The 12951-nt window shown below is 65.5% G+C and carries 15 protein-coding genes; 10 read left to right on the top strand and 5 right to left on the bottom strand.

The window, feature by feature from the left end; all coding sequences use genetic code 11:
- Nucleotides 1–5 precede the first annotated feature (5 nt).
- From ACQY46_RS17195 to ACQY46_RS17230, 8 genes are read left to right on the top strand one after another with little or no spacing between them, the layout of a single operon-like run.
- The gene (locus ACQY46_RS17195; protein ID WP_428697227.1) at nt 6–905 is read left to right on the top strand and encodes a DMT family transporter; all 900 of its coding nucleotides are present in this window, start codon (nt 6–8) and stop codon (nt 903–905) included.
- On the top strand, nt 902–2011 hold the full coding sequence (locus ACQY46_RS17200; protein WP_428697228.1) for a mandelate racemase/muconate lactonizing enzyme family protein: 1110 nt from the start codon (nt 902–904) through the stop codon (nt 2009–2011). Before ACQY46_RS17195 ends, ACQY46_RS17200 begins: the two co-directional genes overlap by 4 nt.
- Nucleotides 2012–2038: 27 nt before the next feature.
- Nucleotides 2039–3220: a diaminopimelate decarboxylase family protein gene (locus tag ACQY46_RS17205; RefSeq protein ID WP_428697229.1), complete on the top strand. Its 1182-nt coding sequence runs from the start codon at nt 2039–2041 to the stop codon at nt 3218–3220.
- Nucleotides 3217–4191 (top strand): hypothetical protein, encoded by a 975-nt coding sequence (locus tag ACQY46_RS17210; protein WP_428697230.1) that lies wholly within the window; start codon nt 3217–3219, stop codon nt 4189–4191. The genes ACQY46_RS17205 and ACQY46_RS17210 overlap by 4 nt, the downstream gene beginning before the upstream one ends.
- Nucleotides 4188–5003 (top strand): SAM-dependent methyltransferase, encoded by an 816-nt coding sequence (locus ACQY46_RS17215; RefSeq protein WP_428697231.1) that lies wholly within the window; start codon nt 4188–4190, stop codon nt 5001–5003. Before ACQY46_RS17210 ends, ACQY46_RS17215 begins: the two co-directional genes overlap by 4 nt.
- A complete protein-coding gene (locus ACQY46_RS17220; protein ID WP_428697232.1) occupies nt 5000–5917 on the top strand; it encodes a hypothetical protein in 918 nt (305 codons plus the stop codon). Before ACQY46_RS17215 ends, ACQY46_RS17220 begins: the two co-directional genes overlap by 4 nt.
- Complete coding sequence (locus ACQY46_RS17225; protein WP_428697233.1) at nt 5914–6669, top strand: YqcI/YcgG family protein; 756 nt, start codon at nt 5914–5916, stop codon at nt 6667–6669. Before ACQY46_RS17220 ends, ACQY46_RS17225 begins: the two co-directional genes overlap by 4 nt.
- Nucleotides 6666–7502 (top strand): carbon-nitrogen hydrolase family protein, encoded by an 837-nt coding sequence (locus tag ACQY46_RS17230; RefSeq protein WP_428697234.1) that lies wholly within the window; start codon nt 6666–6668, stop codon nt 7500–7502. Before ACQY46_RS17225 ends, ACQY46_RS17230 begins: the two co-directional genes overlap by 4 nt.
- 20 nt (nt 7503–7522) lie before the next feature.
- Here ACQY46_RS17230 and ACQY46_RS17235 read toward each other — a convergent pair whose 3' ends face one another.
- From ACQY46_RS17235 to ACQY46_RS17245, 3 genes are all read right to left on the bottom strand, one after another.
- Nucleotides 7523–8098, bottom strand: a complete 576-nt coding sequence (locus tag ACQY46_RS17235) for a GNAT family N-acetyltransferase (RefSeq protein ID WP_428697235.1) — start codon at nt 8096–8098, stop codon at nt 7523–7525.
- Nucleotides 8095–8640, bottom strand: a complete 546-nt coding sequence (locus tag ACQY46_RS17240; protein ID WP_428697236.1) for a pyridoxamine 5'-phosphate oxidase family protein — start codon at nt 8638–8640, stop codon at nt 8095–8097. The genes ACQY46_RS17235 and ACQY46_RS17240 overlap by 4 nt, the downstream gene beginning before the upstream one ends.
- Nucleotides 8641–8785: 145 nt before the next feature.
- The gene (locus tag ACQY46_RS17245) at nt 8786–9283 is read right to left on the bottom strand and encodes a response regulator transcription factor (protein ID WP_428697237.1); all 498 of its coding nucleotides are present in this window, start codon (nt 9281–9283) and stop codon (nt 8786–8788) included.
- A gap of 477 nt (nt 9284–9760) precedes the next feature.
- Between ACQY46_RS17245 and ACQY46_RS17250 the strand changes: the two genes are divergently transcribed.
- Together ACQY46_RS17250 and ACQY46_RS17255 are read left to right on the top strand one after the other, a co-directional pair.
- Nucleotides 9761–10147 (top strand): ArsR/SmtB family transcription factor, encoded by a 387-nt coding sequence (locus ACQY46_RS17250; protein ID WP_428697238.1) that lies wholly within the window; start codon nt 9761–9763, stop codon nt 10145–10147.
- Complete coding sequence (locus ACQY46_RS17255) at nt 10125–10667, top strand: SRPBCC family protein (RefSeq protein ID WP_428697239.1); 543 nt, start codon at nt 10125–10127, stop codon at nt 10665–10667. Before ACQY46_RS17250 ends, ACQY46_RS17255 begins: the two co-directional genes overlap by 23 nt.
- Nucleotides 10668–10807: 140 nt before the next feature.
- On the opposite strand, the gene ACQY46_RS17260 is transcribed toward ACQY46_RS17255, so the two are convergent.
- Nucleotides 10808–11233 (bottom strand): VOC family protein, encoded by a 426-nt coding sequence (locus ACQY46_RS17260; RefSeq protein WP_428697240.1) that lies wholly within the window; start codon nt 11231–11233, stop codon nt 10808–10810.
- 542 nt (nt 11234–11775) lie between these two features.
- A complete protein-coding gene (locus tag ACQY46_RS17265) occupies nt 11776–12813 on the bottom strand; it encodes an aldo/keto reductase (protein ID WP_428700517.1) in 1038 nt (345 codons plus the stop codon).
- Nucleotides 12814–12951: the final 138 nt, after the last annotated feature.

A 12951-nucleotide genomic window follows, 5' to 3' on the forward strand; every position in this document is an offset into this window, starting at 1 on the left:
ACCCCATGCAGGACATGTCCGACACCGCCCGCCAGATACGCATCGGCATCATCCTGCTGGTGCTGTCCGCGGCCTGCTACAGCACGGCCGGGCTCTTCACCCGGCTGATCGACACCAGCGTCTGGACGATGCTCTGCATTCGCGGGCTGGTGGCCGGCTTCTTCATCCTGGCCATCATGCTGGCGCGCGAGGGGCGCGCCGGCCTCGCCCAGTTCGGCGTCTTCCGGAGCGCTCCGGGACTGGTCGCGATCGCCGCCAGCGTGCTCGCCATGATCTTCAACCTCAACGCCTACCTGAACACCTCGGTGGCTAACGTGGTGCTGATCTACGCCACCGCCCCCTTCGTCGCGGCCGGCTTTTCGTGGCTCCTCCTTCGAGAGCCGGTGCAGGCCTCGACCCTGTGGGCGAGCTTCGTCGCCCTTCTCGGCGTCGTCGTCATCGTCGGCGGCTCGCTGGAAGGCGGCGGGCTGCTTGGCGATGCCTACGCCATGGCCATGACCTTCTTCATGGCGCTGATGATCGTCGCGGTGCGCTGGGGCAAGGCGCATTCGATGGTGGCGATGGCCTGCGCCTCCGCCTTCGCCTCGTTCCTGATCACGCTACCGCTGGCGGACTTCGGCACCATCGACGGGGAGATCCTCGTCCTGCTGGTCGCCTTCGGGATCACCCAGCTCGGCCTTGGCATCCTCTTCCTGACGCTTGGCGCCCGCCACCTGAATTCCGGCCAGGCGGCCCTGATCAGCACGCTCGACGTCCCCCTTGCCCCGCTCTGGGTATGGATCGCCTTCGCCGACATGCCCCCGCTTGCCACCGTCATCGGCGGGTTCGTGGTCATGACCGCCGTCGTCTTCTCCATCCTCTACAGCCAACGCGCGCCGGCTCCGGCGGCGGAGGGAACATCATGAAAATCGACCGCATCACCATCTTTCGCCTGGCGATCGGCTTCGGCGAGACCCGCTATGCGACGGGCTCCTCCGGCAAGGCGCAGGACAGCGTCGACGGAACGATCCTGAAGATCGACACCGACGAGGGGCTCACCGGCTGGGGTGAGGTCAGCCCCTGGGGACGGACCTATCTCCCGGAATTCGCGGAGGCCGCCCGCGTCGGCATCGACGTCCTGGCACCCGCCCTGATCGGCGCCGATCCCACAGACATCGCCGGGCTGCATGCCCTGATGGACCGGCACCTGGACGGCCACGCCTATATCAAGTCCGGCTTCGACATTGCCGCGCACGATCTTCTCGGCAAGGCCGCCAACCTGCCCGTCTACCGGCTTCTCGGCGGCCGCGCCAACGAGCGCATTCCGATGAACTGCGCCGTCTATCACGGCCCGTTCAACGAGATGGCGGAGCGGATCGCAGCCTACCGGGAGGGACCCGGCTACCGGATCTTCTCCACCAAGCCGGGCGGCGAAGCCGTTTCCGATATCCGCCTCTACGAGCGGCTTGCCGAAATCCGCCAGCCGCAAGAGACCTTCATCGCCGACGCCAACCGCCTGTGGACGCTCACCGACGCGCTGAAGGTGGCCCGCGCCATCGAGCCGCTCGGCTTCAACCTGGAGCAGCCCTGCGGCACCTACGAGGCCTGCCTGCGGGTGCGCCGCGCCACCAGGGCGACCGTGACGCTCGACGAGAGCGTGCTGGACGGCGACGTGCTGGCACGGCTGGCGCGAGACAACGCGGCCGACATCGTCCACGTCAAGCTGTCGCGCATCGGCGGCATCGCCGCCGCCCGCCGCTTTGCCGCCTTTTGCGAGATCGCCGGCCTTTCTCTGAGCTGGGCGTCCTCCGGCGGCACGGAGATTGCCGACATGGCGGCCCTGCATGTCGCCGCCGCCACGCCGCGCGATCACCTCTTCGGCCTGTGGAGCTGCCGCGAATTCAACACCGAAACCTACGCCTGCGGCGCATCGCACATCACCGACGGCTTCGTCGTCCCGAGCGAAGCCCCCGGCCTCGGCCTCACCCCCCACGAGGACGCCTTCGGCACGCCGATCGCAACCTATCGCTGACCCCCCACGCAAGCATTGGAGAACACCATGGATCAGACCGCCTACTTGATGGACATGCGCGCCTCGAAGATCAATTCCGCTTTCTATCTCTACAGCACCGAGAAGATCGAGGAGAACTTCGCCCGTTTCGAAAGTGTTGCCTACGGAAACACCGATGTCTTCTTCGCCTCCATGGCGAACGACAATCCCCACCTCCTGACCTTGATCCGCGAGCGCGGCATGGGTCTGTTCGTCAACTCGCTGAAGCACCTGCGCCTGGCGGAATCCTGCGGCTTTCCCGCCGACCGGGTGATCTTCGCCAGCACCGGACTGACCGCCGCGATGATGCGCTACCTGGTTGCGCGCGGCATCAAGCTGCATCTGGACTCGATCAGCCAGATCGAGCTGTTCGGCACGCTCGGCATCAAGGCCGAGGTCGGGCTCCGGCTGAACACGTCGGAACGCTCCCGCATCAGCCCGTTCTCGGGCAATGACAGCCGGATCGGCATCCAGGACCACGAGCTCGACGAGGCGCTCGACACCTGCGAACGCCTCGGCCTGACGGCAACCGGCAGCCATGTCTATATCGGCACCGACATTGTCGATGTCGACGAGATGATCGCCGGCGTCGAGCGCTCGCTTGAACTCTCCGACCGGTTTCCCGATCTCGCCTATGTCGATGTCGGCGGCGGCTTCCCGCTCGACGAGACGCGTTTCGACTTCGACGACTATAACGCCCGCATCACGGCCCTGCTCACGGAATTCTCCAAAAAGCGCGGGCGACCGATACGGCTGGTCATCGAGCCGGGCCGGGCGATGTTCGGCAACGCGGCATGCTTCTACGCCCAGGTCACCGACATCAAGAAGCGGGACGGCCACTACTTCGTCTGCGTCGATGCCAGCGCCTCGATGATCCCGCGCGCGATGTTCTACGAGGACTACAACCCCGTCCGCGTGATGAGCAATGGCGGCGGCCCGCGCCCCGATTTCGACCAGCCGGTCGACGTTGTCGGCAACACCACCTATTCCCGCGACTTCCTGACAAGGCGGCAGACGATCCCGCAGGTCGAGATCGGCGAATGGCTCGAGTTCGACCAGGCCGGGTCCTACTGCTACTCGATGATCACCCGCTTTCTGGGCCAGACCTACCCGCCCGAATACCTGGCGAGCAAGTCCGGCGGGCTGACGCTGATCCGTCCGGGCGACGTGACCGAGGAGGCGGTCCAGTGAGGCGGGCCGCCAACCCCGCGGCGTCCCCGCACCCGGCATCGGGTGCGCGGCCGTCCGACTGGCCCCGCACATGGACCTTCGAGGGCATCGCCTCCGGCGAGGCCCATTGCCACGAGGTCGTCGAGCGCCTGTTCCTGGCCGATGACGGCGACCAGTGCATCGAGGTCGTGCGGACCCGCTCCTTCGGGCGCGGGCTGCTGCTGGACGGCCGTATCCAGCACCTGGAGGGCGACGAATACATCTACAGCGAGGCGATCGTGCATCCGGCGGCGCTTGCCGTCGGCAAGGCCTTGAAGCGGGTGCTCGTCGTCGGCGGAGGTCCGGGCGGCGCGGTGCGCGAGGCGCTGAAGCACCTGTCTGTCGAGGAGGTCGTCCAGGTCGAGATCGACCAGCGGATGGCCGATCTTGCCCGTCGTCACTTCACGCATGTCGCAAGGGGGTTCCACGATGATCCCCGCTTTCGCCTGGTGATCGCCGACATTCGCGACTACCTCGCCTCGGCGCCGCTGCCCTTCGACCTCGTCATCCACGATGTCAGCGAGCCCCTGCCCGGCTCCCCTGCCGAGTTCCTGTTCTCGCCGGAGCATTTCGCCGCGATGGCGCAACTGGTCTCGACCCGGGGCGCCTTCGTCACCTGGGCCGGGGCCGCCGGTCCCTGCTCCGGCCACGAGGCATCAAGGATACACGCGCTGACGGCCGAGCATTTCGCCCGCGCCGAAGGCCTTGTCTGCCACGCCCAGTCCTACGGCACCTCGTGGCTGTTCTCCGTCGGATCGCATCGCGACCTCGATCTGGAAGGCCGTTCCGCCAGCATCGTCGACCGGCTGCTGGCGACCCGGCTGGACGGGACCCTGACCTATTACGACGGCATCACCCACCGGCACATGGTGTCGCTTCCCAAGGACTTGCGGGCGCGCCTGGCCGCGCGCGGCACCACGCCCGTGTCGGCCTTTCAGGAGGAACTTTCATGAACGGCAATCCATCGCCCGCACCCGAGGACTTCGCAGGCGTCCAGGCCCTCTACGACGAGACCATGGCCGACAATGCCCGCGTCCACGACCTCATCTACCCGCATGTCTTCGGCCCGGACCAGTATATCGGCCAGTTCAGCGACAACAGCGCCAACGAGTTGCGGCTGATGGGCTCGCTCATGCAGCTGGCGCCAGGATCCCGCGTCCTCGACCTTGGCTGCGGGCGCGGCCTCGTCGCCGCGTTCCTGGCGCGCGAGATGGAGTGGTCGGTCACGGGCATCGACCTTTCGCTCGTCTCCGTGGCCGCCGGCCGCGACCGGGATCACGATGTCGAACTGATCGCCGGCAATGTCTACGAACATGCCTTTCCCGGGCCCTTCGACGGCATCTACAGCACCGGCGCCGCCTGTCATTTCGACGCGGCCCGGCTGTTCGCCCGCGCCCGGGCGCTGCTGCGACCCGGTGGCCGGCTCGCCATCTTCGAACGCACCCGCCTCGGCGACATCGATGCCGACGACTGGAACCGGCTCACCCGCGACTGGAAATGCCCGCATGTCTACACCACGCAGGAATATGGGGAGCTCCTGGCCGTCGCCGGTTTCCGGGTCCGCCATGTCGTTGACACGACCGAGCGCTTCCGCCTCTGGCAGGAACGCTCCGTCGATGCCCGCAAGGCACTGCGCGAGGAAATCGTCGCAGCCACCTCGCAGGACTATTTCGAAACCTCGCTGGCACTGGCCGCCTATGAACACGACGTCTCGAAAAAGGGGCTTCTGGGCTATGCCGCGGTGATCGCGGAGGCGGTCTCGTGACAGGCCTTGCCCCCCTGCAGCATCCGGTGCTCGAGGCGGCCGACAGCCGTCTGCTGGAGGTCGCTGCCGTCCTGGCGGAAGGCGACACCGGGCTGACCAGCTACCGGATCGCCCGTCTCGCCGCCTATGGGCGGGCCTTGCTGATCGACGGGCTGATCCAGTCCAGCGAGTTCGACCAGGGCCTCTACCACGAGATGCTGATGTCGCCGGCGGCCGCCCTTCACGGCAACCTGCGCAAGGTGGTGGTGGTCGGCGGCGGCAATGGCGGCATCCTCAACAAGCTGCAGCACCTGCCGGGCCTGCGCGCCGTGCGCCATGTCGACCTCGACCCGGCACTCGCCGAACTGTGCCGCTATCACATGCCGCACCTGCAGCCGAAAACGCCGTTTCCCTTCGACTACCGGATGGAGTTCGACGACCCGCACGCCTGGCTTGCGCGCCAGCGCGGCGATCTCGCCGGCTGGGCGGATCTCGTTCTGCTCGACCTTCCGGACGCCGCCGGAACGTCCTACGCCAACACCGTGTTCGAGACCGGCACCCTTGCCGCCGCGGCCGACCTGCTCGCCCCCGGCGGCCTCCTCGCCACCCATGTCGGCCACAGCCATCCCGCCTCTGTCGGCTTCCAGGCACGTACGGCGGCGCGCCTGCGGCACCTGTTCGCCGACGTCGTGATCTACGACCAGTACATCCCCAGCTTCGCCGTCCCCTGGGGCTTTGCCATCGCCAGCCGGGACCGGAAGCTGAACGGCTTTGCCGGCAAGTCCATGGCCCGCCGGATCGCGGCCCTGCCGCCGGCAATGCGTCGCCACTACGACCACTCCACCCATCTCGCCCTGCTGCATCGCCCGGCCCTGTTGCGCGATGCCCTCGACGCCGCGGCACAGGCGACCACGAACAAGGAGACGACGACATGACGCTGACCGCCCAGACAAAGGTCGAGACCGACGCGGGCGACCTGACGCCGTGGCAGCAAACGGCGGCCCTCGGCTTTCTCGAGCGCCTGCGGATGCCGACGAACTTCCCTTGCTTCTTTTCCCAGAACGCCTGCCGCCGGGGCCGCATCCTCTTTGCCTTCGTCGACAGTCTCGCGCCTCGGGATCTTGCCCGCACCGCCGACGATCTCGGCGCCTATGTGCGCCGCTCCAGGGAGTGGGACGGCGACGTCGCGACCGCCGAACCGCTGGTCGTGCTGTTCGATCCCGCGACGGTCGCGGCCGATACGGTCGAGGCTTATCACGACATCGGCTGGCAGGTGCTGCAGGCCTGGCATGACCTTGACCCGGCCGCCTGGCCCGACGAGGTCTCGCGTGTGCCCGCCAGCCCGTTCTGGACGATGTGCTTTGCCGGCATGCAGCTCTTCGTCAACATGAGCAATCCGGCGCACCGCATCCGCCGCAGCCGCAATCTCGGGCGCGCCTTCGCCTTCATCGTCAACCCGCGCGAACGCTTCGACATCGTCGCCGGCGACAATCCTCGCGGCCGCGCCGTGCGCGAGCGGCTGCGCAAGCGCATCCACGCCTATGACGGACTGCCGCACAGCCCGGCACTCGGCAGCTTCGAGGCCGGTGAGATCGAATGGTGGCAATACGGGCTCGCGGAGACCAACACGGCGCCCTCCGGAACCTGCCCCATGCGGATGCGCAAGCCTGCGGAGAGCGACCGATGAGCCCCCTGCCCCGCGCGCCGGACGGCGATGCCTCGCTCGCCATGGCCGTGTGCGAACTGCCGGACGGCCTCACCCCTGGCGATGCGGCATGGCAACGCCTCGTCGCCCTCGTCGGCACGCACCGCCCGCAGGCCCTTTTGCTCAATGAGTTGCCATTCGGCGCATGGCCGGCTGCCGCCCCCCGGTTCAGCCTGCTGGAGGCCGGACAGGCAGCGGCGGCACACGCGGCCGGCGTCGCCGCTCTGGACGCGATCGAGGTGCCGGCGCTGTTCGGCTCGACGGCGCTGCCGGCGCCGGACGGGCTGATCAACGAGGGGTTCGCCAGGATCGGGACCCGCTACCACGCGCTTCATCACAAGCTGTGCCTGCCGGAAGAAGCGGGCTTTCACGAAAACACCTGGTTCCGGCCGGGACACCAGACATTCGGCCTGCTCGATCACGCCGGCTTTCGCTTCGCCTTCGCGATCTGCTCGGAGCTGATGGTGCCGGAGGTCGGCCGCTCGCTCGTGCGCGCCGGCGCGGATGTCCTGCTCGTGCCGAGGGCCAGCACCGCCGACGGGCTCGACCGCTGGATCGCGGTCGCCCGGGCCACCGCCATCGTCAACGGCTGCTATGTGCTGAGCTCCAACAGGAGCGGCGGCGGAGGGGCGGTTCCGGCCTTCGGCGGCAGCGGCTTTGCGGTGGCGCCGGGCGGCGAGGTGCTTGCGCTCACCAGGCCCGACGATCCGCTCGTTGTCGTCAACCTGTCGCGGGACAGCCTTGCGGGTGCGCGCGCGCAGTATCCGCTCACCATAAGCGCGCATCTGGATCTCCCCTCGCCGCGCCCGCGATGAAAAGAACCGGGGAAGGTGCCTCAGTCGGCCAGGTCGTATCGCATGATCGGCCGGGTCGGCGAGCCCCTTGCCACCTCCTTGAAGCCGGCGCGCAGGAAATTCTCACGAAAGCCGGTCCATGCATAGGAGACGGGATAGGACGACTTTTCCGGCGCCACCGGGTAGCCCTCCAGGCATTCCGCGCCAAGCTCCCGGCCGAGCTCGATCGCGCCCGCGAGCAGGGCCGCGGACACGCCCTTCCGGCGATGGCTGCGGGCGATATAGAGGCAGGAGACCGACCAGACCGGCCGCGCGTCGACCGGCTTCAGCACCCGCGAGGTGCGCAGGCGAACGAAAACCTCGCGCGGGGCGACGGAGACCCAGCCGACAGGCGTCTCGCCGTCATAGGCAAGCACGCCCGGCGGCGGCCCGGTGCGCACCAGATCCTCCATCGCCGCGCGGGTCCCCTCGCCCCGCAACTCGTCATAGGTGCCCTTGCCCAGGCGCCAGAGCATGCACCAGCAGCCGCCATATCCGCCCTTCGGCCCCATCAGCCGCTCAAAGTCGGCGAACCGTTCCGCCGTCAGGGGAAACGTCTGAAGGCCCGAACCGCTCACGGATCTATACCCGTCGGCTTTCCGTCGATGCTGAGGCTGTTCTTGCGCCGCCAATAGGCCTCGACCCCCTCCTCGCCCATCTCGGCATAGAAGGGCACGAGTTCCTCCTCGCCCCGCTGCTCCTGAAACGTCATCACCGGGACGCCGGAGCCGCAGGAGGTCTGCACCATGTCGATCTCCATGTCGAAGATCTGGCGCGTGCCCGCCATCTCCGCAAACAGCGCGGCAAGCGCGCCGAACCCCTCGTCGCGCGGATGCAGCACCCTGGCCTTGCCATAGACCCTCAGGATCCGGGCCTCGCCGTTGAAGGCGCAGAACATCAGTGTCATCCGGTTCGACTCGCGCAGATGCGCGGCGGTCTCATTGCCGCTCCCGGAAAGGTTGAGCCAAACGATCCGCGTGTCGCTCATGACGCGCAGCGTATCCAGCCCCTTCGGGGAAATATTGACCCGTCCTTGCGGCGCGGCGGTCCCCACGAAAAACATCTCGCGCTGCACGACAAAGTCCCGCAGCGTTCCGTTCAGCTTGTTCGAAACGGCCATGGCGAATACAACTTGCTCCAGTTGGCGGCGCGGAAAAATTTACCACAGGTTGTGTTACACGGTCGAGACGCTCCGGTGATTTCATGCCCGCCCAGGTGTGCGCACAAAACCCGCGCCACAGCCCGCACCACAACCCGCACAGGGCTCAAGAGCCTGCGCCCTGGGACGCCCCGTGGGAGGCGCCCGCACCCTGCGCGGAGACCACGAGCTGGGACCGCGACCTGAGATAGGCGGCCACCTTGCTGCGCCGGTCCAGATCCAGTTTGCCGAGGATGGCGTGGACATGGTTCTTGACCGTTGCCGGGCTGATATTGAGCTTGTTGGCGATTTCCTTGTTGGTCAGCCCGCGCTCGAGCAGATGTGCGATTTCGGTCTGGCGTCTGGTCAGCAACGTCCTCTCCTCCTCGCCGTCCCCTCCCGCCCCGGCGCCGCAATCCGACCGGTCGACGACCAGATGGAAATTCAGCGTGATGTAGTCGTCCCCCGCTGCCGGATCAGGGACCCTTCCTTCCGGGCATCCGTCCGCATAGGCGGTTTTCACACCCTCAAGAAACGCCAAGAGGCTGGAACTTCTGACCTCCAGGCTGTTCTGCGACAGGTCCGTCAATTCCAGCACGACATCGAACTTCGCAGGCTCCGACATACCAAGCACCCTTGAAATAATTCCAATGACTTAACTAAGATCTACTTAAATAGTTAATACAAATAAATAGACCACATTTCCCATTTTCGACTTATGTCGAAATATTGAACCTATGACATTAAAACAGTCCAGGTAATATGTTTTAGATATTACTAAGATTTATACGAATGAGAAGAATGACATGGCAGAAATTCGCAGGGATCAAGCCTGTCAAACCAGTTGGATCGCGTTGAAAAAGAAAGAGGAAGAACGCCTCGATACCGCTCGATCGCGGCCATGCGGGTTACATGCCCAGTTGAAAATTTCACCCATAGATTGAGTGAATTCGGAACACATTCAGAGGATGCGCACCCTTCGGCCCCGCGCTACGCCCGGATCGCCCCGCCGCGCCCGCCGAGCAAGGGCGGTGCCAACAAAAATCGCATTCATTAAACCAAATGGTTGACTCATGCGAAAATCCCGCTATCAATAAACCTCATGGTTGAATTAAACACACCCCAGCTCAACGCTGTCTTCCATGCACTCGGCGACGCCACGCGCCGCCGGATGCTTCACGAACTCGCGGATGGCGAGAGGACCGTAAGCCAGCTTGCGGAACCGTTTGCCATCTCGCTCGCAGCTGCCTCGAAACACGTCAAGGCCCTCGAAAACGCCGGCCTCATCCGCCGCGAGGTCCGCTGGCGCACGCATGTCTGCTCGCTCGAGCCTGGCCCGCTCGCCAGTGCTCACCAATGGCTCAGCGCCTATGAGCGCTTCTGGACCGAACGTCTGGACGTGCTCGAAGGGCTCCTGCGCCAGGAGAAATCCTCCACCCCCCTTACGAAACCCGAAGGAGAAGAAAATGACGGAACTGGCAAACCTTGAAGCCCACGGCACGCTCATCGAACCGGCGACGCTGGAGATCCGGCGCGTCCTGCCGGCCTCCGTCGAGCGCGTCTGGGACTACCTCACAGACAGCAAGCTGCGCCGCCAGTGGCTCGCCTCGGGCGACATGACGATGAAGGCCGGAACGTCCTTCGAACTCGTCTGGCGCAATGACGAGCTTGCCTCGCGTCCCTCCCAACCGGGAAACCGTCCGGAGGGATATGGCGATGAAGAGCGCATGGACAGCCGCATCGTCGAGCTGGACCCGCCCCGCAGGCTCGTCATCACCTGGGAGGGCGATGGCGAAGTCGCCTTCGAACTCGCGCCGCGCGGCAACGAGACGCTGTTGACCATCGTCCACAACCGCCTTGCAAGCCGTGGCGCCCTTCTTGGGGTGAGTGCCGGCTGGCACATGCATCTCGACATTCTGCTGGCGCGCATGAACGCGCGCGAGCCGGAGCCGTTCTGGGATGGCTGGAAGCGTCTCAGGGCGGAATACGACCAGCGGTTCTCCGCCTGACGGCGAGACAGGACGAACGACCAGCCTTCGCCCTTTGAGGCAATGGCGGGCCGAAATCCGGTGACACGTCACCCGGATCGCGCTTCTGAGCGAGCACGGGCTCCCCTTTCGGGAGCCCGTGGCATTTCAGAACACGGGGATCAGTCCTGCGGGGGAAGCATCTGCGGATTCCAGACGATCTCCCACAGATGCCCGTCGGGGTCGCGAAAATACCCGGCATGGCCGCCATAGAACGTGTCCTGCGGCTCCTTGACAATCTCCGCGCCGGCGCGCCGCGCCGCCTCCATTATCCGCGCCACCTCTTCGCGGCGCGAAACATTGTGACCGATGGTGAAAGCCGTGGAGCTGACAGGCTGCCGGGGAAGACCGGTGTCGAATGCCAGGTCGCTCTGCGCCCAGATCGCGAGCTTGAGCCCTCCCGACAGGTCGAAGAAGGCGACCGCGCCATGTTCGAACTCCCGCCCGACAATGCCCTCTGTCGGCAGGCCGAGACCGTCGCGATAGAAGACGAGCGATTTTTCGAGATCGGCCACGCCGAGCGTGAAAACGGAAATACGTGGTTGCATGTCCATATACCCTTCCTGTCGGCACCCGCACGATGCAGGCACCTTGACGACAGTCTTGGGCCGCTGCATGCGCAGCGGAAGGACCCGCGAAGCGGGGGCCGGGCCAACCTTCCCGAACCTAACCTGTTTCAGACCCGGCATGATTAGCCCCGCCTCCCGAAAGGGTCAACAGCAGACCGTGTCATCCTGCTGCAGCCGGATCAGGGCGCATCACGCAGACATTTCGAACCCGTCGGGTTCGCAAGGCCAAGGGCCGCCCGAGCTTATGCGAGGCCCTGACTGGAGCGAAGCCCGAAGGGCGACAGCCCGAAGGGCGACAGCCCGAAGGGCGACAGCCCGAAGTCAGAAAATGGCGGGACGAGAACGATGAAACCGAGAACTACATCTACGCCATAGCCCTACAAGACACTCCTGAACCAGGTTGCTGCTGATCCCCATCCCTGAGTGGAAAACGCATGGTCCGATTTAAAGGCAGTTGCGGAGCAAGCCGGCGCCTGACGCCCCAGGGGGCATCTGATGCCGGTCCTTGCAATAAAACCAAACTAGCCTGCAATCGGCGGATCGAGCCGCGCAAAGCCTTCTTGTCGGCGGTAGGGGAAGTAGGGATACGGCGCGGTGACGACGCTCACCTCATCGAGCCGGGCAATCTGGCCGGGCTCCAGCTTCCAGCCGACCGCGCCAAGATTCTGGCGAAGCTGCTCCTCGTTGCGCGCGCCGATGATGACCGATGAGACGGTCGGGCGCTGAAGGAGCCAGTTGAGCGCAATCTGCGGCACCGTCCTGCCCGTTTCTTCCGCGATGGCGTCCAGAACATCGACCACACGATAGAGATGTTCTTCATCCACCGGCGGACCGAAACTTGCCGTCTCGTGCAGGCGGCTGCCTTCGGGGAGCGATGCGCCACGGCGGATTTTCCCTGTCAACCGTCCCCAGCCAAGCGGACTCCAGACCAGCGCACCAAGGCCCTGATCCTCGCCCAAAGGCATCAGTTCCCATTCGTAGTCGCGGCCGGTCAGCGAATAGTAAACCTGATTTGCGACATAGCGCGGCCAGCCGTGGCGGTCGGCGACCGCCAGCGATTTCATGATCTGCCAGCCGGAAAAGTTGGACACGCCGACATAGCGGACCTTGCCGGCGCGCACGAGCGTATCGAGCGTCGACAGAACTTCCTCGACCGGCGTGCCCGAGTCGAAGGCGTGAAGTTGCAAAAGGTCGATATAGTCGGTCTGAAGACGGCGCAACGCATCCTCGACGGAACGGATAAGCCGGAAGCGCGAGGAACCCGCATCGTTGGGCTCCTCGCCCATCGGCAAGCTGGTCTTGGTCGAGATCAGCACCGCATCGCGCCGGCCCTTGATTGCCTCGCCAAGCACTTCCTCCGAAGCCCCACCGGAGTAGACGTCGGCGGTATCGAACAGGTTGACGCCAGCCTCCAGGCATATGTCCACGAGGCGGCGGGCCTCCGTTGCATCGGAGGTGCCCCAATTGCCGAAAAGCGGGCCGGAGCCGCCGAATGTGCCAGCGCCGAAGCTGAGGACCGGCACCTTGAGGCCGGACTTTCCGAGTGATCGATAGTCCACGGGAATGCTCCTTGTGAAATCAGATTGCGTGTGGAGGCGTGGGCGCCATGCGCTTGCCGGAACGAACGGCAATCAGCGCGGTGGCAATGGCAAGGTCAGGAAAAATCGCGGCTGCCCTCCAACAGAAGGCCCATGCTG

This window comes from Stappia sp., from assembly GCF_965276915.1.
Classification (GTDB): domain Bacteria; phylum Pseudomonadota; class Alphaproteobacteria; order Rhizobiales; family Stappiaceae; genus Stappia.

Bases quoted from the DNA above. Each gene is read 5' to 3' on its own strand.
- ACQY46_RS17225 (WP_428697233.1), top strand. From the start codon at position 5,914: ATGACGCTGACCGCCCAGACAAAGGTCGAGACCGACGCGGGCGACCTG.
- ACQY46_RS17200 (WP_428697228.1), top strand. From the start codon at position 902: ATGAAAATCGACCGCATCACCATCTTTCGCCTGGCGATCGGCTTCGGC.
- ACQY46_RS17215 (WP_428697231.1), top strand. From the start codon at position 4,188: ATGAACGGCAATCCATCGCCCGCACCCGAGGACTTCGCAGGCGTCCAG.
- ACQY46_RS17250 (WP_428697238.1), top strand. From the start codon at position 9,761: ATGGTTGAATTAAACACACCCCAGCTCAACGCTGTCTTCCATGCACTC.
- ACQY46_RS17230 (WP_428697234.1), top strand. From the start codon at position 6,666: ATGAGCCCCCTGCCCCGCGCGCCGGACGGCGATGCCTCGCTCGCCATG.
- ACQY46_RS17205 (WP_428697229.1), top strand. From the start codon at position 2,039: ATGGATCAGACCGCCTACTTGATGGACATGCGCGCCTCGAAGATCAAT.
- ACQY46_RS17255 (WP_428697239.1), top strand. From the start codon at position 10,125: ATGACGGAACTGGCAAACCTTGAAGCCCACGGCACGCTCATCGAACCG.
- ACQY46_RS17245 (WP_428697237.1), bottom strand. From the start codon at position 9,283: ATGTCGGAGCCTGCGAAGTTCGATGTCGTGCTGGAATTGACGGACCTG.
- ACQY46_RS17195 (WP_428697227.1), top strand. From the start codon at position 6: ATGCAGGACATGTCCGACACCGCCCGCCAGATACGCATCGGCATCATC.
- ACQY46_RS17240 (WP_428697236.1), bottom strand. From the start codon at position 8,640: ATGGCCGTTTCGAACAAGCTGAACGGAACGCTGCGGGACTTTGTCGTG.
- ACQY46_RS17260 (WP_428697240.1), bottom strand. From the start codon at position 11,233: ATGCAACCACGTATTTCCGTTTTCACGCTCGGCGTGGCCGATCTCGAA.